Origin of the sequence: Methylobacterium sp. ARG-1 (genome assembly GCF_001262595.1) — a bacterium.
Classification (GTDB): domain Bacteria; phylum Pseudomonadota; class Alphaproteobacteria; order Rhizobiales; family Beijerinckiaceae; genus Methylobacterium; species Methylobacterium brachiatum.
Genome location: NZ_LHCD01000027.1, coordinates 21,388 through 41,544, shown reverse-complemented (window position 1 = coordinate 41,544; position 20,157 = coordinate 21,388). Strand labels below are relative to the sequence as shown.

The following is a 20,157-nucleotide window of genomic DNA, read 5'->3' as shown; positions in this document are numbered from 1 at the left end:
GTCAGGGTCTCGAACCGCGGGAAATCGGCCCCGCGGCGGAACGGCGGGTCACGGATCAGCATATGAGGCGAGTCGGCCGATTGCCAAGGCGTGGCGGACGCGAGACCAATGGGCCGCGGGCGGCGCTGCACCGGGATATCGCGGCCCGGCACGCGTGAGAGCCCCATGACCCTCGTCCTGCTCCCCGGCTTCATGACCGATCCCGACCTCTGGGCGGACATGCTCCCGCGCCTCGCGCCGCTCGGCCCAGTCTTGCACGGCGACCTCACCCGCGACCCCGGCATCGACGCCATGGCACGGCGCGTCGCCGCGGGGGCGCCCGAGCGATTCGCGCTGATCGGCTTCTCGATGGGCGGCTACGTGGCGCGGGAGATCGCCCGGCTCGCGCCGGAGCGGGTCCGGGCGCTCGTGCTGATCGCCACCTCGGCCCGGGCCGACACCCCGGCCCAGGCGAGGCGGAAGGCGGCGGCCGTGGAGAACGTCCGTCGCCAGGGATTTTCGGGGCTCAGCCGGGCCGCGATCCTCGGCTCGGTCCATCCGGACCGGGCCGGCGACGCGGTGCTGATCGCCCGCATTCGCGCGATGGGCGACCGGCTCGGCGGCGAGGTGTTCCTGCGCCAGGCCGGTCAGGCCCGGACCAGCGACCTGGACCGGCTCGGCGCGATCGCCTGCCCGACCCGGGTGGTGGCCGCCGCCCAGGACAGCCTGCGCAGCCCCGACGAGGCGCGGGAACTTCAGGCCGGCATTCCGGGCGCCACCCTGACGGTGATCGACGGCTCCGGCCACATGCTGCCGATGGAGGCCCCCGATGCTCTGGCGGAGGCCATCGTGCCGTGGCTCCGGGCTCAGCTCTCCGGCGCCTCGACGATCGGGTCGTAGCGGGAGGCGTCGAAGCCCAGGAGGTTCCAGCTCTGGGCCATGTGCGGCGGCAGCGGGGCGCTGACATCCACGGGCCGACCGGTGCGCGGATGCGGGATCACGATCCGGCGGGCGAGCAGGTGCAGCCGGTTCTGGATGCCGCCGGGCAGCTCCCAGTTCTCCACCGAGAAGTATTTCGGGTCGCCGACGATCGGGTGGCCGATATGGGCCGCGTGGGCGCGCAGCTGGTGGGTCCGCCCCGTGACCGGCTTGAACGACAGCCAGGACAGCTTCTGGGCGGCCTGATCGACCATGGCGTAATAGGTGAGTGCGTGGCTCGCGCCCTCGTCGCCGTGTTTGGCGACCCGCATGCGCGCGTCGGCATCGGTCGGCTCGTCCTTGGCGAGGTAGGTCGAGACCCGCCCCTGCCGCACCCGCGGCACGCCCGCGGTGAGCGCCCAGTAGATCTTTCGCGCCGCTCGCGAGCGGAAGCTCTTGGCGAGCGTCGCAGCCGCCAGCCGTGTCTTGGCGATGATCAGGCAGCCGGCCGTATCCTTGTCGAGCCGGTGGACGAGACGGGGCTTCTGGCCGTCCGGCCCGGTCAGCGCCGCAAGCAGCCCGTCGACGTGGCGGACCGTGCCCGACCCGCCCTGGACCGCGAGGCCGAAGGGCTTGTTGAGGATCATCATGTCGGCGTCCTCGTAGAGGATCAGCGAGCGGATGAACTCGGCATCGTCCTGCTCCCGGGCGGCGCTGCGCGGGCGTTCGGTCGGCTGGTCGAGGCGCAGCGGCGGGACGCGCACGCTCATGCCCGGCTCGAGCCGGTCGTTGGGCTTGGCGCGCTTGCCATCGACCCGCAGCTCGCCCTTGCGGACGATGCTCTGGACCCGCGTGAAGGGCAGCAACGGGAAGCGCGCGGTGAGGAAGCGGTCGATGCGCATGCCCGCCTCGTCCGGCTCGACCGTCAGGGTCTGCACCCCGGAGGCGAGGGTCGCGGAGGCGGCCGCGCGCTGCTCGCGCCGGGTCTGGCCGGCCGGCGGGGCCGACGGCTCGGGCCGCGGCTCGGCAGATTTGGGCTGCGCCTTCGCGGCTGGCCTGACGCTGGGCCGCGGCGGCGCCTTGCGCGGGGGCGGCGCATCCTTGCGCTCGTCCCGGGCCGGCCGGGGCTTCGGCTTCGCGGCAGCCGCCGCGGCTGCGGCGACGGCGTGAGGCGTGCCCGCCGCGGTCCAGGGATCGCGCGCGCCGGCATCGTCGCCGCGGTTGCGGGCGGCGCGCTCGGCGGCGTCGCGGGCACTGGTGCGCGGGCCGGTGCGGGCGCGCTCGCCATACGGCTGAAACTTACCGGCCGGGGGCTTGCGCCCCTTCGGGCCGCCGCGTGGGGGTGGTCGTGTCGTCATGATTCCGCCAGCACCCGTCTCCGCTTCGGACGGAACGTCCGGGCGCATCGGCCGCGGCGTCGCGGAGGACCCGGACCGATGGGGTCGCCCGGCTCTAGCATCGCGGGGGCGCAGCGGCAAAGGCGGTGGTGGCCGGCGCCACAACCGTCAGTACTTGAGACCGGTGTCGCACAGCACCGTGACGGCGACGGCGTCCGCCGGCAGGCGGCCCGAGGCGAGCAGGGATGCGGCGGCGCAGACATTGGCGGCCGCCGAGTAGCCGACATGCAGGCCCTCCCGCGTCGCCAGCAATCGGCGCCAGTGCGCGGCCTCGTCGTCGGACACCGCGAGGGCCAGATCCATGAGCCCGGGCTCCCAATGGGGCGGCACGCTGCCGTAGCCCGTCCCCTGTAGGAGATGGCGCGGCTCGACGACGGGCTCGCCCGCCAGCGGCCGGCAGCCCTCGGGCTCCACCGCCGCACAGACGATGCGCGGATCACGCGCCCGCAGCGCCGCCGCGACCCCGAGGAAGGTCGCGCCCGTTCCCACCGACGCAACCCAGGCCTCGATCCGCCCGCCGCATTGCGCCCAGATCTCCGGGCCGGTCGTATCCCGGTGGATCGCGACGCCTTCCGGGGCGTGAAACTGGTCGACGTAGAAACCGCCGCGCTCCCGGGCGACCTGCCGCGCCGCCTCGGCGGCGGCCGCGACATCGGCCCCGGTCACCTGTCCCGGCACCCCGTCGACCTGCGGGACCAGCACGACCTCCGCCCCGAGCGCTTCCAGCATCCGCGCCCGCTGCGGGCTGTTCCCGGCCGAGAGGGTGACGACCAGCGGGTGCCCCAGCGTGGCGCAGGCCACGGCCAGGCCGGCCCCCATATTGCCGCTCGACATCTCCACGACCGGGGCGGCCGGGGCGAGCCGCCCATCCGCCCGGGCGGCGCGCAGGATCGCGCAGGCCGCCCTGTCCTTGACGCTTCCGCCGGGCTGCATGAACTCGGCTTTCGCCAGGATGCGACCCGGTCCGGGATGGACGCGGTCGAGGGCGATCAGGGGCGTGCGGCCGATGAGATCGAGGGCGGACGCGGCGATGGTCGATGGCACGGACGCGGACTCGGCGCGGGTGATCACACCGCACAGCCTAGCAGCGGCTCCAAGGCCCCGACAGGGCCGGGAACGAGGACGCGCGATCGCGGCTACGGCCGCCCCTCGGCAAGAAGCCGCGCCTTGAGCCCGACCGGGTACAGATCCGGCCCACCCGCGCGATCCAGTTCCTCCAGATCGCACCAGCGGGCGATGCAGGGCGTGCCGCAATCCTCGTGGAAGACCACCCGCTCCTGCCTATCGAGCGCGCTCGGCGGCAGCGCGACCGGGAACAGGAACAGCACCTCGTGCCCCGGGCTGCCCTCGTGTGTGTACAGGTTCTCCATCACGAACGGGGCACCGAGAACCCGCACGGTGAGGCCGAGCTCTTCCCGGAACTCCCGCACGAGCGCCGCCTCCGCCGGCTCGCCGAACCCGACGCTGCCCCCGAGGGGGCGCACGCCCTTGAGGCCCCCGTCATCGGTATAGACCTCGGCAACGAGCAGCCGGCTTCCCCGCCAGGGCAGGCCGAGCGCCTTCACGCGAATCTCCGAAGGGGGACGCCAGACATGCATGGGGCTCGGTATTCCGCGTCGCCGAGGGGCGCAACGGCCTGCACTGGCCTCCAGAGCGCCAAGCTGCGCCTGTGCCGTGTCGGACATGTCCGACACGGCACAGGCGAGGCTTTCATGGAGTGGCGCGTTTCGACGTTCCGGCCGGCGCGCACCGTGCCCGCCGTCGAACCTGGGATCGTCCCAGCGGCTCAGGACGCGTTATCCGCGCCGCTGATGACGAATCTCACCCGATCGCGTAAGCGCGCTTGACGATCGGTTCGGGCCGATCGACCGGCTCCTGGACCCGCGGCGCGGCCGCGAGTTCGCTCTGGATCTCGGCCTGGTGCTTGCGCGCCTTGGCGATCTCGAAGCGCGTCTGCAGCTCCATCAGCGTTTCCATGCTGCACCCGAACACCGCCTCGATGCGCAGGGCCAGCTCCGCCGTGAGTGCCGTCTTCTCGTTGAGGAAGTCTGACAGCGCCTGACGGGTCACGCCGAGCAAGCTGGCCGCGGCCATGACGGTCAGGTTGCGCGCCTCCAAAATGTTGCGCCGCACGAACCCGCCCGGATGACCCGGATTTTCCAGTTGATACGTGATACTCATCGCGTCCCCCTTGTATATCTCAGCACTAGACCATCGGTCATAAAAACGTCTCGCACGTACTTTGAGATGACCCTACCTCATTTCTCTACGATCTTTGCCGATATACGCAGCAGACTACCAGTGGTTCCACCGTCAACGATTCTATGTAATCCGTGATGATGTTCGTCATCACGCAAATTATTCTGAGATTAATTGTTTCATTTTGACAATAAATAGCAACAGTATCCGATGATATCCGCCAGAAATACACTGCTGAATTTCAAAAGAATTTTCATCCTGACCCGCGCCTAGCAAGCCCGCCAAGGCCCCCGACGTCCAGCCGGTCGTCCAGGCCGGTGCGGAAGGGACCTGCACACAACCGAAGATATCCAGACGCTTGACGTCCCGGCAGCACACGGCCAAGCTGATCCCCGACGGTTCCCCTCGGGGATCAAAAGGGAACGCGGTGAGGGGTCTTCCCCGATGCCGCGGCTGTCCCCGCAACTGTAAGCGGTGAGCCCTTCACCACCACGTCACTGGGTTTCGGCCCGGGAAGACGGTGCGAGGGCGGCGACCCGCGAGCCAGGAGACCTGCCGTCAGCCGTGGTCACACGCGAAACGCGCCGGGCGGGGTGTCCTGGCGGGTGTCGAGACGGCCTCGCGCCAGCGGGGTCGGCGAGACCTTGTTCGCGGTGACGTGCCACAGCAAGCGCGCCCGCGTTCCGGTTCCCGATGTCCTCCCTTGTCGTGCCGATCTCGGCCGCGTTTTCGCGCGGCCCGATCCTCAGCCCCTGCGCTCGAAGCGCGCAAGACCCGGCCGACACGGATAGCAATGTTATAACATTGCTTATAGGACATCCGGGCCGGCGGCCGCCGCGCATGGATCCACGCACGCCATGTCCCGACCAAAAAATCCTCTCCGCAGCCGGCGCGCGCCGCTCTGCGGAGCCCTCCTCACCCTCTTGGCGAGCCCGGCCGCGTCCCAGGAGAGCGTCGCCCTCGATCAGCTCTCCGTCGAGGGGGAGGGCGGCGTCAGCCTGACCCGGGCCGCCCCGACCGGGCTGAACCTGCGCACCCCCGACCGGACCGCGAGCCGGCTCGGCCTGACACCGCTGGAGACGCCCGCGAGCGTCGACATCGTGTCCGGCGAGACCGCGCGGCTGCGCGGCCAGGACACGATCGCCGAGGCGGTGACGCAGGACGCGACCGGCATCACCACGATCGCGGCGCCGGGCAACGGCAACGGCGCGTTCACCGCCCGCGGCTTCGCGGGGCCGAACTCGATCCAGCAGCTCTACGACGGCACCCGCTTCTATGTCGGCGCCAACACGGTCACGTTCCCGTTCGACACCTGGAACGTCGAGCGCATCGAGGTGCTGCGCGGGCCGTCCTCGGTGCTCTACGGCGACGGCGCCATCGGCGGCGTCATCAACGTCGTGCCCAAGAAGCCGGTCTTCGTGCCGATCAACGTGGCCCGCGCGGTGATCGGCACCGACGGCGTTGCGCGGCTCGCGCTGGATTCGGGTGGGGCGCTCGGCCGGGAGGAATTCGGCGAGACCTTCGCGTATCGCCTGAACGTCAGCGGCAACCGTGCGGACGGCTGGATCCGGCCCGAGGGCGATTTCCGCAACCTCGCGGTCTCGGCCGCCCTGCTGTTCCAGCCGAGCCCGGACCTCGCCTTCACGGTGAGCCACGATCTCGGCTACCAGGAGCCGGCGCGCTACTGGGGCACGCCCCTGGTCGAAGGCAGAATCCCGGACCTGATCCGGTTCAACAACTACAACGTCCGCGACGCGAAGATCACCTGGGCGGATAACTGGACCCAGTTCAAGACCGAGTGGACGCCCTCGGCCGACATCATCGTGCGCAACACCGCCTATCGGCTCACCAGCCGGCGGCACTGGCTCGATACCGAGCAATACAGCTACAATCGCGGGACGGGACTGGTCGATCGCGGCGATTACCTCGAGATCTATCACAGCCAGGAACAGGTCGGGAATCGCCTCGACGCCAGCGTCAAGGGCAGCCTGTTCGGCCTGCCGAACGCGTTCGCGGTCGGGTTCGACGTGAACCACATCGACTTCCGCCACACGAACAATTTCTACTTCGACCAGATTACCAGCGTGCCGCTGACCGGTTACGATCCGGGCTACTTCCCGCAGAACGGGCGGGCGCGGCCGGCCTACGCCACGCAGACCAGCCAGGCCTCGGTCTTCGCCGAGGACCGGGTGATCCTGTCCGACAAGCTCTCGTTCCTCACCGGCATGCGCCTCGATGTGCCGACGCTCCAGCGCGAGGATTTGCAGAGTGGATCGCAGTTCGAAAAAACCTACCGCGCCCTCGGTTACCGGTTCGGCCTGGTCTACAACCCGACGCCGGACAGCGCCCTCTACGCGCAGTACAGCTTCGCCACCGACCCGGTGAACAGCCTCATCACGCTCAACCAGTCGCTGGCGGGATTCCAGCTCGCCACCGGCACGCAGGTCGAGATCGGCGCCAAGGGGCTGGCCTTCGACGGCGCCCTCGAATGGACGGTGGCCGGCTACCGGATCGTCAAGGACAACCTGATCTCCGCCGTGCCGGGCCAGCCGACCCTGTCGACCCAGGTCGGGAGCCAATCCTCGCAGGGCTTCGAGCTGGCGCTGGGCTGGCACTTCGCCCCGGGCTGGCGGCTCGACGGCAACCTCGCGCTGCTGCACGCGCAATACGACGCTTTCGACCAGAGCGTGAACGGCGCCACCGTCTCGTATGCCGGCAACCAGCCGATCGACGTGCCCGAGCGCGTCGCCAATTTATGGCTGACCTGGGACGTCTCCCGGGACTGGACCGCCCGGGTCGGGCTCCAGAACGTCGGCCAGGTCTACAGCGACTTCGCGAACACGGCCCGACGACCGGCCTACAACCTGGTCAACCTCGTGCTCGACCATCAGGTCACGGTGGATTCGCGCCTGAGCCTGCGGGTCTACAACCTGTTCGACAAGGTCTACGCGATCAGCGGCAACGCCGTGAACGGCGTCGGCACCAACTGGCTGCTGGGCCGGCCGCGCTCGGTGGAGCTCGCCTACACGGTGGCTTGGTGAGGCGCTGGATCGGACAGGCGGTCCGACGCTGGCTGCTGCTGTTCCACCGCTGGGCCGGGATCGCGACGGCCCTGTTCTTCGCGCTCTGGATCGGCTCCGGGCTGGTGATGCTCTACGTGCCGTTCCCGGTGCTCACGCCGCCTGAGCGCCTCGCACGCCTCGCGCCGATCGCCTGGGGCGAGGTCGCGGTCGCGCCGGATGCGGCGCTCGCGGCCGGCGGCATCGCGGGCGTGCCGGCGGCGTTTTCCCTGGAGATGCGCGGCGCCGAGCCGGTCTACCGGATCACCGGCCGCGACGGGGCGCGAGCGACGGTCTCGGGTCGGACTGGCACGCGGCTCGGCCCGGTCGACGCGGAGGCGGCCCTGCGGCTCGCCGCCGGGGACCGGCCGGGCGCCCGCGTCGAGCCGGTGGAGCGGGACCAGTGGACCGTCACCGCCCGCTACGACCCGCTCCGGCCGTTCCACAAGATCGCGCTCGGCGATCCCGCAGGGATCGAGCTCTACGTCTCGCAGGTCACCGGCGAGATCGCCCTCGACACGACCCGGTTCGAGCGCGCCTGGAACTGGCTCGGCTCGGTGCCGCACTGGATCTACCTGACACCTTTGCGCGCCCGGGCAGAGCTGTGGCGCACGGTCCTGCTCTGGCTCTCGGGGCTCGCCGCCCTGAGCGCGCTCAGCGGCCTCGCCATCGGGATCTGGCGCTTGCGCCTGCGCCGCCGCTACGCCAGGGGCGCCGTGACGCCCTATCGCGGGCTGGCGCGCTGGCACCACCTGTTCGGCCTCGCGGGCGGGCTCGGGCTCGGGGCGTTCATCGTGAGCGGCTGGATCTCCATGAACCCGAACCGCTGGTTCGCGTCGAGCATTCCGCCCGCGGGGCTGAGCGCCGCCTATGCCGGGACGCCCGGCGCCATCGGCGTCGATGCCGGTCGGCTCCCCGATCTCGCCGGACTGGACGCCCGGTCCCTGCACTTCACCGCCCTCGGCGGCCGCTGGTGGCTGGTCGCCGAGACGCCGGTCAACCTGCACGTCCGCTCCCCCGACGGTGCCCCCGGTCCCGACACCGCTACCCTGGCGAAGGCCGCCGGCGCGGCGATTCCCGACGGGCACCTCCGGGCGGCCCGGGAACTCGCCGATTACGACGCCTACTGGTACCCGCACGGGGCGGACCCGCGGCCCCTGCCGGTTCTGCGCCTGCGCTTCGACGACCGGGCCGCCACCTGGCTCTACATCGACCCGCGCGACGGCACGATCCTCCAGCGCCTCGACCGCTCGGGCCGCATCAACCGCTGGCTGTTCGACGCCCTCCACCGCCTCGACCTGCCGATTCTGACCGGCCGTCCCGCTCTGCGTGACGCCGCGCAATGGCTCCTGAACCTGCTCGCCGCCGGGATCGCGCTTACCGGCCTCGCCGCGGGCTGGAGAAGGCTGGGCCGGCGTTTCTCGACGCGGGTTCGGTGAGCGGAGGCGCGTGATAGCTCAGCAACCCCCACCGCCATTCTAGGCCCGCGACGCGGAGTTCGGACTGAACAGCCATAGATTTGTTGCCGCCCGCCCTGTACGGGCGGCATGGCTAGCCTTGTGACATGGACCTCCCGTCAGCTCACCAAGCTGCTCGCAGATGAGCGGAAAAACCCTGGGCGCTTGCGCCGGGGCGGACATCATGAGTGCGGCGCGGACAGCCCCCGGCGGCGACCGTAATGCTGGCGCGCCGACCCAACGCCAGAATATGCGTCGCTTCAAGCCGGGGCGAAGACGTGGAATGATGGATTTCGAGGGCTGTTTTCACCCGCCATTTTTGCCGAGCACAGTTCGATGACCGAAAAAGACGCCGCCGCGATCCGCTGGCTGGAAGGACAGGAGGGCGCGATGCTGGCCCTGCTCGAGGAGCTGGTGAACATCGATTCCGGCTCCTACGACAAGGCCGGGGTCGATGCGGTGGGCGCCCGCATCGCGTTCTTCCTGGCCGAGCACGGCGTCTCGGTCACCACCATCCCGGTGGAGGATTACGGCGACGCGCTCAAGGCCCAGGTCGCCGGGTCCGGGGGGGCCAACCGGCCGATCGTGCTGATGGGCCACCGCGACACCGTCTTCCCGAAGGGCGAGGTCGCCCACCGGCCGTTCCGGATCGCGGAGGGCCGCGCCTACGGGCCGGGTGTCGCCGACATGAAGGCCGGGCTAGTGATGAACGCCTTCGTGCTGGCGGCCTTCCACAGAGCCGGCGGCGCGCCAGTGCCCCTGGTCGGCCTGTTCACCAGCGACGAGGAGATCGGCTCGCCGGCTTGCCGGCCGATCATCGAGGAGACTGCCCGCGGCGCCCGCGCGGTGCTGAACGCAGAGCCCGGCCGCCCGACCGGCAACGTCGTCACCGGCCGCAAGGGCGGCGTATTCATGCATCTGGAGGTCCTGGGCAGGGCCGCCCATTCCGGCGGCAACTACGCCGAGGGGCGCAGCGCCATCGGGGCGCTCGCCCACAAGATCATCGCGCTCCACGCGATCACCGATCTCGACCGCGGCATCACGGTGAATGTCGGGCTGATCTCGGGCGGCCAGTCGGTCAACACCGTGGCGCCCCGGGCGATCTGCGAAATCGACCTGCGCTACGTCGCCCCGCCCGACCGTGACGACGCCATGAACCGGATCGCCGCGATCGTGGCCGACACGCATGGGCCCGAGACCCGCGCGCAGCTGACCATCAAGGGCGAGTTCCTGCCCCTGGTGCAGGACGAGGGCTCGCGGGCGCTGTTCGAGACCTACGCGCGGGTCAGCGCGCAGCATGGCGCCCAAATCACGGGCGAGTTCGCCGGCGGCTGCGCCGATTCCGGCTTCACCGCAAGCGTCGGGTGCCCGACGCTCTGCGCGGTCGGCCCGGTCGGCGGCAAGGCCCACTCGCCCGAGGAATATCTCGAGGTCGCGAGCCTCGTCCCGCGGGCGCGGGCCATCGCCGAGACCGTCGCGGCGGCCGCGACGGCTTGAGGCGCCGGCTTTCCGGACCGCGTTCAGCCGTCCACCAGCGCCAGGGCGGCGTCGGTGTAGCGGCGGCCGCTGACCGCCTCGGGCGGCATCGCGGCATCGATCGCGGCGAGGTCGTCCGCACTCAGCGCGATCTCCGCGGCGGCGGCGTTCTCCTCGAGGTGCCGGATCTTGCGGGCGCCCGGGATCGGCACGATGCCGTCGCCCCGGTGTAGCACCCAGGCTAAAGCGAGCTGCGCGGGCGTGACGCCCTTGTCGGCCGCCAAGGTCGCCAGCGCGTCGATCAGCCTTTGATTGGCCGCGAGGTTCTCCGCCTCGAAGCGCGGCAGGGTCCGGCGGAAATCGTCGACCGCGAGGCTGCCGCGGTCGCGGATCGCCCCGGTGAGCAGGCCGCGCCCGAGGGGGCTGTAGGGGACGAAGCCGATGCCGAGCTCGACGCAGGTCGGCAGCACCGCGGCCTCCGGATCGCGGCTCCACAGGGAATACTCGCTCTGCACCACGGCGATGGGATGGACCGCGTGGGCGCGCCGGATCGTGGCGGCGCCGGCCTCGGACAGGCCGAGCGCCCGCACCTTGCCGGCGCGCACGAGATCCGCCATCGCGCCGACCGTGTCCTCGATCGGCACCGCCGGATCGACCCGGTGCTGGTAGAACAGGTCGATGACCGCGACGCCAAGGCGCCGCAGCGAGGCGTCGCAGACGGCGCGGACATGCTCGGGGCGGCTGTCGACGCCGACGATCCGGTCCCGGCCCTGGCCGGTCTCGGTGATCTTGAAGCCGAACTTGGTGGCGATGACGACCCGATCGCGGAACGGCGCCAACGCCTTCCCGACCAACTTCTCGTTCTCGAACGGGCCGTACATCTCGGCGGTGTCGAAGAAGGTGATGCCACGCTCGACCGCCCAGTGCAGCGTGGCGATGGCCTCCGCCTCCGGCTGGCCGCCATAGGCGTAGCTCATGCCCATGCAGCCGAGGCCGATGGCGGAGACGGAGAGTTCGGAACCGAGTCGACGCTGCTGCATGTGATTCCCCCGTGAGTCCCCAGGCCGAAGCCGCCGGGACTCTGCGCAGAGGGCCGCGATAGGATAATACGTATTTGACGGCGCAACCTGTCCTATCCGGTTCAACAGTGAGACGCACCGACCTTCCCGCCCTGGCGATCTTCGCCGCCGTCGCGGCGCGCCGCAGCTTTCGCGGGGCGGCCCGCGATCTCGGCCTGTCCGTGTCGGCGGTGAGCCACGCGATCAACGGCCTGGAAGCGAGCCTGGGCATCCGGATCCTGGCTCGGACCACGCGCAGCGTCGCGCCGACCGAGGCCGGCCGGCGGCTGCTCGCGGGGCTCGAACCGGCGCTGGCGGCGATCGACGAGGCGGTCGAGGCCGCCACCGCCTCGCAGAAGCGGCTCTCGGGGACCCTGCGCTTCTCGGTTCCGCACTCGGCCGCCGAGATGCTGATGCTGCCGCTCGCGGCGTCGTTCACCCGCGCGCATCCCGATGTCGCGATCGAGATCCGGGCTCAGGACGACCTGCGCGACATCGTGGCCGAGGGGTTCGACGCCGGCGTCCGCTTCGAGGAGAGCCTGGAGCGGGACATGATCGCGGTGCCGCTCGGCCCCGCCCAATGCGCGGCCATCGTGGCGGCGCCGTCCTATCTCGCACAGCGTCCACGGCCGCTCACGCCGCAGGATTTGCACGAACACATCTGTATCAACCGGCGTTTCGCCGGCGGCGCCCTGTTCCGCTGGGAACTCGAGAAGGACGGCGCGGCCGTGGCCGTCTCGGTCTCGGGAAACCTGATCCTCGACGATATGCGGCTGGTCGCCGAGGCGGCCCGGATGGGCGCCGGCCTCGCCTACCTGTTCGAGGCGCAGGTGAGTGACGACCTCGCCTCCGGCCGCCTGGTCCGCATGCTGGAGGATTGGTGCCCGCGCTTCCCCGGCTTCTTCCTCTACTACCCGAGCCGCCGGCTGATGCGGCCGGTGCTGCGGGCCTTCCTCGATGCCGTGCGGGCCGAGGGGTGGGCGCCCGGGCGCCAGGGGCGGTTGTGTGAGCGCACCGCCCCCGAGCCACCTCACGCGGCGGTGCGGTAGCGCTCCGCCGGCTGGACCTGGCCAAGATTGGGGATCATCGCGGTCCGCGCCCGATCATAGGCGTCCCACTGCGCAGCATCGGGCAGGGGCGGGATGGTGACGGTCTCACGTCGGTCGAAGCCGGCGAGCGCGGCGTCGACCAGAGCGCCGGTCTCCATGACCGCCGGCAGGGCGTTCACGTCGATGCCGGCGCGCTGCCAGATCTCCGTCCGGGTCGCGGCCGGCAGGACCGCCTGCACGTAGACGCCCTTCGGCCCGAGCTCGATGTGGAGCGCCTGGCTGAGATACTGCACGAAGGCCTTGGTGGCACCGTAGACCGCCATGCCGAATTCCGGGGCGAAGCCGACCACCGAGCCAATATTGACGATGGTGCCGGTGCCTTCAGCCGCAAAGCGCGGGGCGACCGCGGCGGCGAGGCGGGTCAGGGCCGTGACGTTGAGGGCGATCAGGTTGCTGATTTGATCCGGGCCTTGGCCGACGAAGCTGCCGTTCAACGCGGCGCCGGCATTGTTCACCAGCACGCCGATCCGGGCATCCGCGCGCAGGCGCGTCTCGACCGCGGCGAGGTCAGCCGGCTGGGTCAGGTCGGCCTGGACGATGTCGACCGCGACGCCGGCCTCCCGGCGCAGGCGCTCGGCCAGGGCCTCGAGGCGGTTGGCGTCCCGGGCGACGAGGACGAGGTCATGGCCGCGCCGGGCGAAGCGGTCGGCGTAGACCGCGCCGATGCCCGAGGAGGCGCCGGTGATCAGGATGGCAGGCTTGCTGGACATGGGGGAGATCCCTATCTCTAAACATGATCGCTATCATGTAATGCAAACATGATGGCGATCATGAATGGGGTCAAGCCGACCCTGTCCCAGAGGCGTGAGATTGCGCACATGAAGGTCAGCCGCGAGCAGATGGGCGAGAACCGGCGTCGGATCCTCGACGCGGCCGGGCGGCTGTTCCGCGACCGCGGCTTCGAAGCCGTGACGGTCGCGGAGGTAATGCGAGAGGCCGGCCTCACCCATGGCGGGTTCTACGGCCATTTCCGGTCGAAGGACGATCTGATCGCCGCCGCGCTGGCCGAACTCGTGGTGGCGTCGGAGCCGGGGCCCCTGGTGCTGCGGGCTTTCGCGGCGCGCTATCTCAGTCCCGCCCATCGCGACGATCCGGCGAGCGGCTGCCCGGTGGCGGCGCTCGCCAGCGACACGATCCGGCAGGCGCCGGAGGCTCGGGCGGCGATGACCGAGGGCCTGCGCCGGCAGATCGCCCGGCTCGCCGACGGTGCCGCGGGGGCCGAGGGCGCCCGCCAGGCCGCGATCGGGAGCTGGGCCGCCATGGTCGGGGCGATGATCCTGGCCCGGATGAGCGACGATCCGGCGCTCTCCGACGAGGTCCTGGCGCAGACCCGTGCCTGGATCGACCGGGCCTTACCCTCCACGTCGGCCGAGTGAGCCGGCGCGTGCAGGGGCCCGGATGGGGCACAGGGGCGGCAAGTTCAGCACCCGCTTGCGCAGCGGGGCCGCATCGATCAGTTTTCAGGCATCCAGCGGGCCTCGAAGCTGGATCTCGAGCAAGAAACCGCCCCGTCCGTGCATCTCCTGATCGTCGACGACCACCCGCTGTTCCGTGATGCCATGGCGGCCACGATCCGCCTGGCCCATCCGGACGCCGTCCTGCACGAGGCCGACGGGATCGAGCCCGCCTGCGCGGTGCTGGCCGAGAACCGCAGCATCGACCTCACGCTGCTCGACCTGTCCATGCGGGGCGTCACCGGCTTCGACGGGTTGATCACGATCCGCGCCCGCTTCCCGCGCATCCCGATCCTGATCGTGTCCGGCCACGAGGATCCGCGCATCGTCCGCGAGGCCCTGCAGCACGGGGCTGCCGGCTTCGTGCCCAAGGCGATGGACAAGACCACCCTGACCCGGGCGATCACCGAGGTGATGAGCGGCGCCCTGTTCCTGCCTCCCGGCCTCGCCGACGCGAGCGCGCCGGCGCCGCAGGCCAAGAAGAAGCCCCTGGCCGAGCGCCTCGCCCGGCTCACGCCGCAGCAATTGCGCGTGCTGATGATGATCCGCCAGGGCAAGCTGAACAAGCAGATCGCCCACGAGTTGCAGGTCGGCGATTCGACCGTGAAGGCCCATGTCTCGGAGATCCTGCGCAAGCTCGAGGTGATTAGCCGGACGCAGATCGTGATCGACACGGCGGCCCTGGATTTCGACCAGATCCACAACACCCATCCGGCCTGACGGACGGGATTCCGCCGCCAGGACAGTTTCCCGTCAGCCGTCATCCCCGGCGAGACGCCCGACCAGCGCCCGGATTTCGGCGCGGTCCATCGGCGCGACATCCACCGAACGGTGGATCGACAGGCCCTCGATCATGGCATCCAGCACCCTGGCGGTGTCGGCCGAGAAATGCTGCCGCAGGGCCGCGCGGCTCTTCTCCATCCAGGCCTGCATCACCAGGCGCAGCGGCGGATTGCGGGCCGCGAAGGCGTAGAGTTCGTAGCTCAACAGCATGGTCCGGGGCGTCGCCCAGCTGTCGTCGACGACGAGGTCGACCACGGCCTCGCAGGCCTCCGCGCGGTTCGCGGCGGCGGCCAGCCGCTCCGTGAAACGCGCCGAGACCGTGTCTGCCAGCAGGGTGAAGGCCTCGGTCAGCAGCTCGACCAGGCCGGTGAAATGGTAGGTCATCGAACCGAGCGGCACGTCAGCCGCCGCCGCGACCCGGCGATGCGTCGTTCCGGCGACACCGTGCTCGGCGATCACGTCGAGGGTCGCCTGGACGATGCGGGCGCGGCGGTCCGGGTCGTAGCGGCGCTGGGACGGGGGCACACGGAACTCCTGGAAACGATCATCGCCGCCGGGCGACGGTTGGCATCCGCATCCGATGCGTACATATGTACGCATCGCCGGGAGCGCTTGAAAGCGCCGCACCGGCGCCGATGCACGCCAACCGGTACCGGCCCCGCATCGATGCAGCGCGAAGACCGGGAGGATGCCGATGCGGACCGAGCGTGAGAAGATGCTGGCGGGCGAGCTTTACGATGCGCTCGACCCAGAGCTGGTCGCGGCCCGTGCCCGGATCCGGGATCTCTGCCAGGCGCTCAACGCCACGCGCGATACCGAGGAGGAACGCCGCCGCGACCTGTGCAAGCAGATCTTCGGGACGGGTGGCGACACGGTCTGGATGCAGCCGCCGTTCTTCTGCGACTACGGGTCGAATATCGAGCTCGGCGAGCGGGTCTATTTCAATTTCAACTGCGTGGTCCTCGATGTCTGCCGGGTTCGGATCGGCAGCTTCACGCTGTTCGGCCCGGCCGTTCAGATCCTGACACCGCTCCACCCGTCCAACGCCGCGCTGCGGCGGGTGCAGGAATACGGTAAGCCGATCGAGATCGGCTCGGACGTCTGGGTCGGCGGCGGCGCGCTGATCCTGCCCGGCGTGACCATCGGCTCCCGCACCGTCGTCGGCGCGGGCAGCGTCGTCACCCGCGACATCCCGGACGGGGTGCTGGCCGCCGGGAATCCCTGCCGGGTCATCCGCCCGATCAGCGACGACGAGCGGCAATCCTATGGCTCCGCGCCCTGAAGCGTGACGCCCGCCGGTCTTCCGGACGCCTGAAGCGCTGAAGGGATACGGGTACGGCGCGACCGGGTTGGAGCGACCCCAGCCGCGCAATCAGCCCGGTGCCAAGGAGCAGTCGCACTCGCCGAAGCGTAACGGAGCGCTTTCGGGCGATTCCCGGCGGTGACCGGACCCGGCATGCAGGCACCGCAACCCAGAACTCGCCAAACTCGTTCACGTGCAAATCGATGTTGTGCTATCTATAAGCTTGTGAGCTTAACCGCTCGCGATCGCCTTATCGCGGCGGGAGACCCGGCCCCATGCCGAACGCGGATGATCCCGAGGCGCTGATGCGCCTGCGGCAAGCCTATACCCACGCCCTGCAGACCGGTGCCCGCACCTGGCGGCGCGCCGCCAACGCGGTCGCGGAGGTTCACGGCCTGTCGGACGCCACCGCGTATCCGCTGGTGATGATCGGCCGGCTGGCCGGCGAGCCGCGCCAGAACGTTCTGGCGGAGGCGGTGGGCATTGAGGGGCCGTCGCTGGTGCGGCTCCTCGACCAGTTGGCCGCCGCCGGGCTGGTGGTGCGCCGCGAGGATCCATCCGACCGGCGCGCGAAGGTGATCGCACTGACGGCGAGCGGGCGCGCGATGGTCGCGCGGATCGAGACCGAGCTCGCCACCCTGCGGGCGCGCCTCTTTGCCGAGATCAGCGCTGCGGATCTGGAGGCGAGCCTCCGGGTCTTCGCGGCGCTCCAGGCCCCCATCCGCGATCCGGGCGAGACGACGCGGGAGTCGGCGGCGTGACCCTTCCCGGATGGCGTGACTGGGCCTTTGCCCTCAAGACCTGCGCGGCGGCTCTGCTCGCCCTGTTCCTGGCTCTCTGGATCGACCTGCCGCGCCCCTATTGGGCGGTGGGCACGGTCTACATCACCAGCCAGGTCCTGTCGGGAGCGACGCGGTCGAAAGCGATCTACCGGGTCTGCGGCACCGTGCTCGGCGCCGCGATGAGCGTAGTCCTGGTGCCGAACCTGGTGAACGCCCCGGTCCTGCTCAGCCTCGCCATCGCGCTCTGGGTGGCGCTCTGCCTCTACGTCGCGATCCTCGACCGGACGCCGGCGAGCTACCTGCCGATGCTGGCCGGCTACACCGCGGCCCTGATCGGCTTTCCCGCGGTCGACGACCCGGGGACGATCTTCGACACCGCCGTGGCCCGCGCGGAGGAAATCTCCCTGGGCATCCTCTGCGCCGGTCTCGCGGCCACGCTGGTCCTGCCGCAATCGGCCGCGCCGGTCATCGCCGGCCGCCTCGACCTCTGGCTAGCGGAGGCGCGGGAATGGACGCTCGCCGCGCTGAACGGCGCCCGCGCCCCGCAGGGCGGCGACGACAGCCGGGCCCGGCGCCTGCGCCTCGCCTCGGACGCCATCGCCCTGGACGGGCTCGGGCTCGCCTTACGGAACGAGGCCAGCGGCGCCGAGCGCGCCGCCGCCGCCTTCGCGCCCTTGCGCCAGCACATGCTGATGGTCCTGCCGATCGTCGCCGCGTTGGCTGACCGCGTCTGCGCCCTCGACCGGGCCGGCGCCCTGCCGGCACGGGTCCGGGCACTCCTGTCGGACATCGCGCTCTGGCTGGCGGGGGAGGGGGATTGTGCCGTCCAGGCCGCTCGGCTGCGCGAGCGGGTCGACGCGGTCGAGCCGTCGCTGGGCCGTGCTCCGGACTGGAACACGTTGCTGCTCGCGAGCCTGACGGCGCGGCTGCGCGACGTGATCGACCTGCGGCTTGATCTCCGGGCACTGCGCGGTCACCTCATGGCCGGAACGCCGCCGACGCCGCTGGCCTTCACCTACACGGCGCAGGTCCATCGCGTCCGGCATCGGGATCACGGGCTGGCGGCGCTCTCGGCCTTCGGAGCCTTCGCCAGCATCCTGGTCTGCTGCGCGGTCTGGATCGGCACCGGCTGGCCCGACGGGTCCGCGGCCCCGATGATGGCGGCGGTGACCTGCTGCCTGTTCGCCGCCCTGGACGATCCGGCCCAGCCAATCCTCGGCTTCGCCAACTCGGCCATCGTCGGCGCGATCGTCGCCGGCTGCTACCTGTTCGCGGTCCTGCCGGTGGTGACCACCTACGAGATGCTCGCCCTGGCGCTCGCCCCGCCACTCATCCTGTGCGGGCTGATGATGACCCAGCCCCGGACGATGCCCATGGGGATGGGCGCGGCGGTGAACGGGGCGACGCTGATCGCGCTCCAGAACGGCTACACCGGCGATTTCGCGCCCTTCGCCAATTCGGTGCTCGCCTCGGTGGCCGGGATGTGGATCGCCGCCGTGGTGATCCGTCTGGTCCGGTCCCTCGGGGCGGGCCGGATCGCCCGCCGGCTGCTGCGGATCAACCGGCGCAGCCTGGCCACGGCCGCCGAGGGCGGCGGCGCGGGGCACGGCCTCGAACTCGCCGCGCTGATGCTCGACCGAGTCGGCCTGATCGCCCCGCGTCTGGCCGCGATCCCGGCGGACGATGCCGCGGCGGCCGGCGACCTGCTGGCGGATGTCCGGGTGGGCATCAACCTGGTCGAGGTCCGGCGGGTCCGGCGGCGCCTCGCCAGCGGCGCGCGGCGCGGCATCGACGAGGTCCTCGCCCTGGTCGCGCGGCAGACCCGCAGCCGCGCGGCCGTACCCGGTCCCGAACTGCTCTCCGCCCTCGATGCCGGCCTTGACGCCGTCGCGGCAGCCACGGACTCGCCCGAGCGCAAGGCCGCGCTCATCGGCCTGACCGGTCTGCGCCGGGGCCTCTTCCCGGATGCGCCGGCCTATCGGGCCCCGGCCCCACAGGAGATCGCGGCATGAGGGGCGAATTCGATCTCTACGGCGTGTTCGTGCCGACCCTGGCCCTGTGGATGGTCGCGGCCTTCCTGCTCAGCGTGCCCGTGCGCCGCCTGCTCGCGGCGACCGGCTTCCACCGCCTGGTCTGGCACCGGCCGCTCTTCGACCTCGCCCTCTACGTCCTGCTTCTCGGGGGCGTGATCGTCCTCGCCCATCGGATCCTGTCATGACCCGCCTGCTCTCCCTCGTCGGCCGCCTGGCGGTCACGCTCGGCATGGTCGCCGCGGCGGCGATCGTCGGCCTCGCCCTGTGGGATTATTACATGAACGCCCCCTGGACCCGGGATGGGCGGGTGCGGGCCGACGTGGTCGCGGTGGCGCCCGACGTGTCCGGCCTCGTCACCGAGGTGCTGGTCGAGGACAACCAGAACGTCCGCAAGGGCGACGTGCTGTTCCGGATCGACCCGGACCGGTTCCGTCTCGGCCTGCGACAGGCCGAGGCCCTGGTGGAGGGCCGCAAGGCCATGGCCGAGCAGGCCGCGGCCGACTACGCCCGGTACAACAAGCTCAGCGACGCGGCCGTCTCGCAGCAGAAGGTCGAGGCCGCCCGGGCCACCGACCTTAACGCCAAGGCCGCCTACGAGCAGGCCGTGGCCGACCGCGACCTCGCCAAGCTCAACCTGGAGCGGTCGGCGGTGCGCGCCTCGGTCAACGGCCGGATCGCCAACATGGAGTTGCGCCCCGGCGCCTACGTCACCACCGGCCGGGGCGTGATGGCGCTGATCGACCGCGACACCCTGCGGGTCGAGGGCTATTTCGAGGAGACCAAGCTGCCGCGCATCCGCGTCGGCGCCCCGGTGACGATCCAGCTCATGGGCGAGGGCGACCCGCTGCGCGGCCATGTCGAGAGCATCGCCGGGGGCATCGCCGAGACCGGCCGGACCGACGGCTCGAACCTGCTGGCCAGCGTCAACCCGACCTTCGCCTGGGTGCGGCTCGCCCAGCGCATCCCGGTGCGGATCGCGCTAGACGGCGCGGCGAGCGACCCACGCCTCGTCAGCGGCCGGACCGCCACCGTGGCGATCACCCCCGCGGACGGCAAACCCGACCCGAGCCTGCGCTGGCCCTGGACCGGGTGGCGCGCGGCGCTGGCCCGCTGAACCATTCCGGCGGCGCCGGGGTTTGCCTGCCACGGG

General features: G+C 71.0%; 19 protein-coding genes and 1 riboswitch. Of the genes, 12 read left to right on the top strand and 7 right to left on the bottom strand.

Features of this window, described 5'->3' with window-relative positions; translation table 11 throughout:
• The first annotated feature begins 165 nt into the window (after positions 1–165).
• Positions 166–879 (top strand): alpha/beta hydrolase, encoded by a 714-nt coding sequence (locus tag AKJ13_RS21470; protein ID WP_050735191.1) that lies wholly within the window; start codon positions 166–168, stop codon positions 877–879.
• Here the strand turns inward: AKJ13_RS21470 and AKJ13_RS21465 are convergent.
• The 4 genes from AKJ13_RS21465 to AKJ13_RS21450 all read right to left on the bottom strand — a co-directional run bounded on the left by AKJ13_RS21465 (position 846) and on the right by AKJ13_RS21450 (position 4,475).
• Positions 846–2,255 (bottom strand): RluA family pseudouridine synthase, encoded by a 1,410-nt coding sequence (locus AKJ13_RS21465; RefSeq protein WP_050735190.1) that lies wholly within the window; start codon positions 2,253–2,255, stop codon positions 846–848. The two genes, AKJ13_RS21470 and AKJ13_RS21465, sit on opposite strands and share 34 nt — an antisense overlap.
• 147 nt (positions 2,256–2,402) lie before the next feature.
• Positions 2,403–3,338: a cysteine synthase family protein gene (locus AKJ13_RS21460; RefSeq protein WP_050735233.1), complete on the bottom strand. Its 936-nt coding sequence runs from the start codon at positions 3,336–3,338 to the stop codon at positions 2,403–2,405.
• 92 nt (positions 3,339–3,430) lie between these two features.
• Positions 3,431–3,892, bottom strand: a complete 462-nt coding sequence (locus tag AKJ13_RS21455) for an NUDIX domain-containing protein (RefSeq protein WP_050735189.1) — start codon at positions 3,890–3,892, stop codon at positions 3,431–3,433.
• Between the two features lie 223 nt (positions 3,893–4,115).
• Complete coding sequence (locus AKJ13_RS21450; RefSeq protein WP_050735188.1) at positions 4,116–4,475, bottom strand: HigA family addiction module antitoxin; 360 nt, start codon at positions 4,473–4,475, stop codon at positions 4,116–4,118.
• A 397-nt stretch (positions 4,476–4,872) separates the two neighbouring features.
• A riboswitch (cobalamin riboswitch) is annotated at positions 4,873–5,068 on the top strand.
• A 282-nt stretch (positions 5,069–5,350) separates the two neighbouring features.
• Between AKJ13_RS21450 and AKJ13_RS21445 the strand changes: the two genes are divergently transcribed.
• From AKJ13_RS21445 to AKJ13_RS21435, 3 genes are all read left to right on the top strand, one after another.
• Positions 5,351–7,534, top strand: a complete 2,184-nt coding sequence (locus tag AKJ13_RS21445; protein WP_050735187.1) for a TonB-dependent siderophore receptor — start codon at positions 5,351–5,353, stop codon at positions 7,532–7,534.
• Entirely contained in the window at positions 7,531–8,991 is a 1,461-nt protein-coding gene (locus AKJ13_RS21440) for a peptidase (RefSeq protein WP_064774652.1), read from the top strand. Before AKJ13_RS21445 ends, AKJ13_RS21440 begins: the two co-directional genes overlap by 4 nt.
• 354 nt (positions 8,992–9,345) lie before the next feature.
• Positions 9,346–10,506 (top strand): M20 family metallopeptidase, encoded by a 1,161-nt coding sequence (locus AKJ13_RS21435; RefSeq protein WP_050735185.1) that lies wholly within the window; start codon positions 9,346–9,348, stop codon positions 10,504–10,506.
• Between the two features lie 23 nt (positions 10,507–10,529).
• Here AKJ13_RS21435 and AKJ13_RS21430 read toward each other — a convergent pair whose 3' ends face one another.
• Complete coding sequence (locus AKJ13_RS21430; RefSeq protein WP_050735184.1) at positions 10,530–11,525, bottom strand: aldo/keto reductase; 996 nt, start codon at positions 11,523–11,525, stop codon at positions 10,530–10,532.
• A gap of 107 nt (positions 11,526–11,632) precedes the next feature.
• On the opposite strand from AKJ13_RS21430, the gene AKJ13_RS21425 reads away from it, so the two are divergent.
• The gene (locus AKJ13_RS21425; RefSeq protein ID WP_082317054.1) at positions 11,633–12,592 is read left to right on the top strand and encodes a LysR family transcriptional regulator; all 960 of its coding nucleotides are present in this window, start codon (positions 11,633–11,635) and stop codon (positions 12,590–12,592) included.
• Here the strand turns inward: AKJ13_RS21425 and AKJ13_RS21420 are convergent.
• On the bottom strand, positions 12,574–13,362 hold the full coding sequence (locus AKJ13_RS21420) for an SDR family oxidoreductase (RefSeq protein WP_050735183.1): 789 nt from the start codon (positions 13,360–13,362) through the stop codon (positions 12,574–12,576). The genes AKJ13_RS21425 and AKJ13_RS21420 overlap by 19 nt on opposite strands.
• Positions 13,363–13,470: 108 nt before the next feature.
• Between AKJ13_RS21420 and AKJ13_RS21415 the strand changes: the two genes are divergently transcribed.
• Together AKJ13_RS21415 and AKJ13_RS21410 are read left to right on the top strand one after the other, a co-directional pair.
• Positions 13,471–14,028, top strand: coding sequence for a TetR/AcrR family transcriptional regulator (locus tag AKJ13_RS21415; protein WP_050735232.1), 558 nt, complete (start codon positions 13,471–13,473; stop codon positions 14,026–14,028).
• Between the two features lie 138 nt (positions 14,029–14,166).
• Positions 14,167–14,826: a response regulator transcription factor gene (locus AKJ13_RS21410; protein WP_050735182.1), complete on the top strand. Its 660-nt coding sequence runs from the start codon at positions 14,167–14,169 to the stop codon at positions 14,824–14,826.
• Positions 14,827–14,859: 33 nt separating this feature from the next.
• Here AKJ13_RS21410 and AKJ13_RS21405 read toward each other — a convergent pair whose 3' ends face one another.
• Positions 14,860–15,414 (bottom strand): TetR family transcriptional regulator, encoded by a 555-nt coding sequence (locus AKJ13_RS21405; protein WP_050735181.1) that lies wholly within the window; start codon positions 15,412–15,414, stop codon positions 14,860–14,862.
• Positions 15,415–15,583: 169 nt separating this feature from the next.
• On the opposite strand from AKJ13_RS21405, the gene AKJ13_RS21400 reads away from it, so the two are divergent.
• The 5 genes from AKJ13_RS21400 to AKJ13_RS21380 all read left to right on the top strand — a co-directional run bounded on the left by AKJ13_RS21400 (position 15,584) and on the right by AKJ13_RS21380 (position 20,121).
• On the top strand, positions 15,584–16,171 hold the full coding sequence (locus AKJ13_RS21400) for a sugar O-acetyltransferase (RefSeq protein WP_050735231.1): 588 nt from the start codon (positions 15,584–15,586) through the stop codon (positions 16,169–16,171).
• A 296-nt stretch (positions 16,172–16,467) separates the two neighbouring features.
• Positions 16,468–16,953 (top strand): MarR family transcriptional regulator, encoded by a 486-nt coding sequence (locus tag AKJ13_RS21395; RefSeq protein ID WP_200905677.1) that lies wholly within the window; start codon positions 16,468–16,470, stop codon positions 16,951–16,953.
• Positions 16,950–18,986: an FUSC family protein gene (locus AKJ13_RS21390; protein ID WP_050735180.1), complete on the top strand. Its 2,037-nt coding sequence runs from the start codon at positions 16,950–16,952 to the stop codon at positions 18,984–18,986. The genes AKJ13_RS21395 and AKJ13_RS21390 overlap by 4 nt, the downstream gene beginning before the upstream one ends.
• Positions 18,983–19,192: a DUF1656 domain-containing protein gene (locus AKJ13_RS21385; RefSeq protein WP_050735179.1), complete on the top strand. Its 210-nt coding sequence runs from the start codon at positions 18,983–18,985 to the stop codon at positions 19,190–19,192. Before AKJ13_RS21390 ends, AKJ13_RS21385 begins: the two co-directional genes overlap by 4 nt.
• On the top strand, positions 19,189–20,121 hold the full coding sequence (locus AKJ13_RS21380; protein ID WP_050735178.1) for an HlyD family secretion protein: 933 nt from the start codon (positions 19,189–19,191) through the stop codon (positions 20,119–20,121). Before AKJ13_RS21385 ends, AKJ13_RS21380 begins: the two co-directional genes overlap by 4 nt.
• Positions 20,122–20,157: the final 36 nt, after the last annotated feature.

Excerpts from the sequence above, each read along its gene's own strand:
- AKJ13_RS21395 (WP_200905677.1), top strand. The coding sequence starts at position 16,468 with ATGCCGAACGCGGATGATCCCGAGGCGCTGATGCGCCTGCGGCAAGCC.
- AKJ13_RS21470 (WP_050735191.1), top strand. The coding sequence starts at position 166 with ATGACCCTCGTCCTGCTCCCCGGCTTCATGACCGATCCCGACCTCTGG.
- AKJ13_RS21420 (WP_050735183.1), bottom strand. The coding sequence starts at position 13,362 with ATGTCCAGCAAGCCTGCCATCCTGATCACCGGCGCCTCCTCGGGCATC.
- AKJ13_RS21435 (WP_050735185.1), top strand. The coding sequence starts at position 9,346 with ATGACCGAAAAAGACGCCGCCGCGATCCGCTGGCTGGAAGGACAGGAG.
- AKJ13_RS21380 (WP_050735178.1), top strand. The coding sequence starts at position 19,189 with ATGACCCGCCTGCTCTCCCTCGTCGGCCGCCTGGCGGTCACGCTCGGC.
- AKJ13_RS21465 (WP_050735190.1), bottom strand. The coding sequence starts at position 2,255 with ATGACGACACGACCACCCCCACGCGGCGGCCCGAAGGGGCGCAAGCCC.
- AKJ13_RS21455 (WP_050735189.1), bottom strand. The coding sequence starts at position 3,892 with ATGCATGTCTGGCGTCCCCCTTCGGAGATTCGCGTGAAGGCGCTCGGC.
- AKJ13_RS21400 (WP_050735231.1), top strand. The coding sequence starts at position 15,584 with ATGCGGACCGAGCGTGAGAAGATGCTGGCGGGCGAGCTTTACGATGCG.
- AKJ13_RS21430 (WP_050735184.1), bottom strand. The coding sequence starts at position 11,525 with ATGCAGCAGCGTCGACTCGGTTCCGAACTCTCCGTCTCCGCCATCGGC.
- AKJ13_RS21415 (WP_050735232.1), top strand. The coding sequence starts at position 13,471 with ATGAAGGTCAGCCGCGAGCAGATGGGCGAGAACCGGCGTCGGATCCTC.
- AKJ13_RS21450 (WP_050735188.1), bottom strand. The coding sequence starts at position 4,475 with ATGAGTATCACGTATCAACTGGAAAATCCGGGTCATCCGGGCGGGTTC.
- AKJ13_RS21385 (WP_050735179.1), top strand. The coding sequence starts at position 18,983 with ATGAGGGGCGAATTCGATCTCTACGGCGTGTTCGTGCCGACCCTGGCC.
- AKJ13_RS21445 (WP_050735187.1), top strand. The coding sequence starts at position 5,351 with ATGTCCCGACCAAAAAATCCTCTCCGCAGCCGGCGCGCGCCGCTCTGC.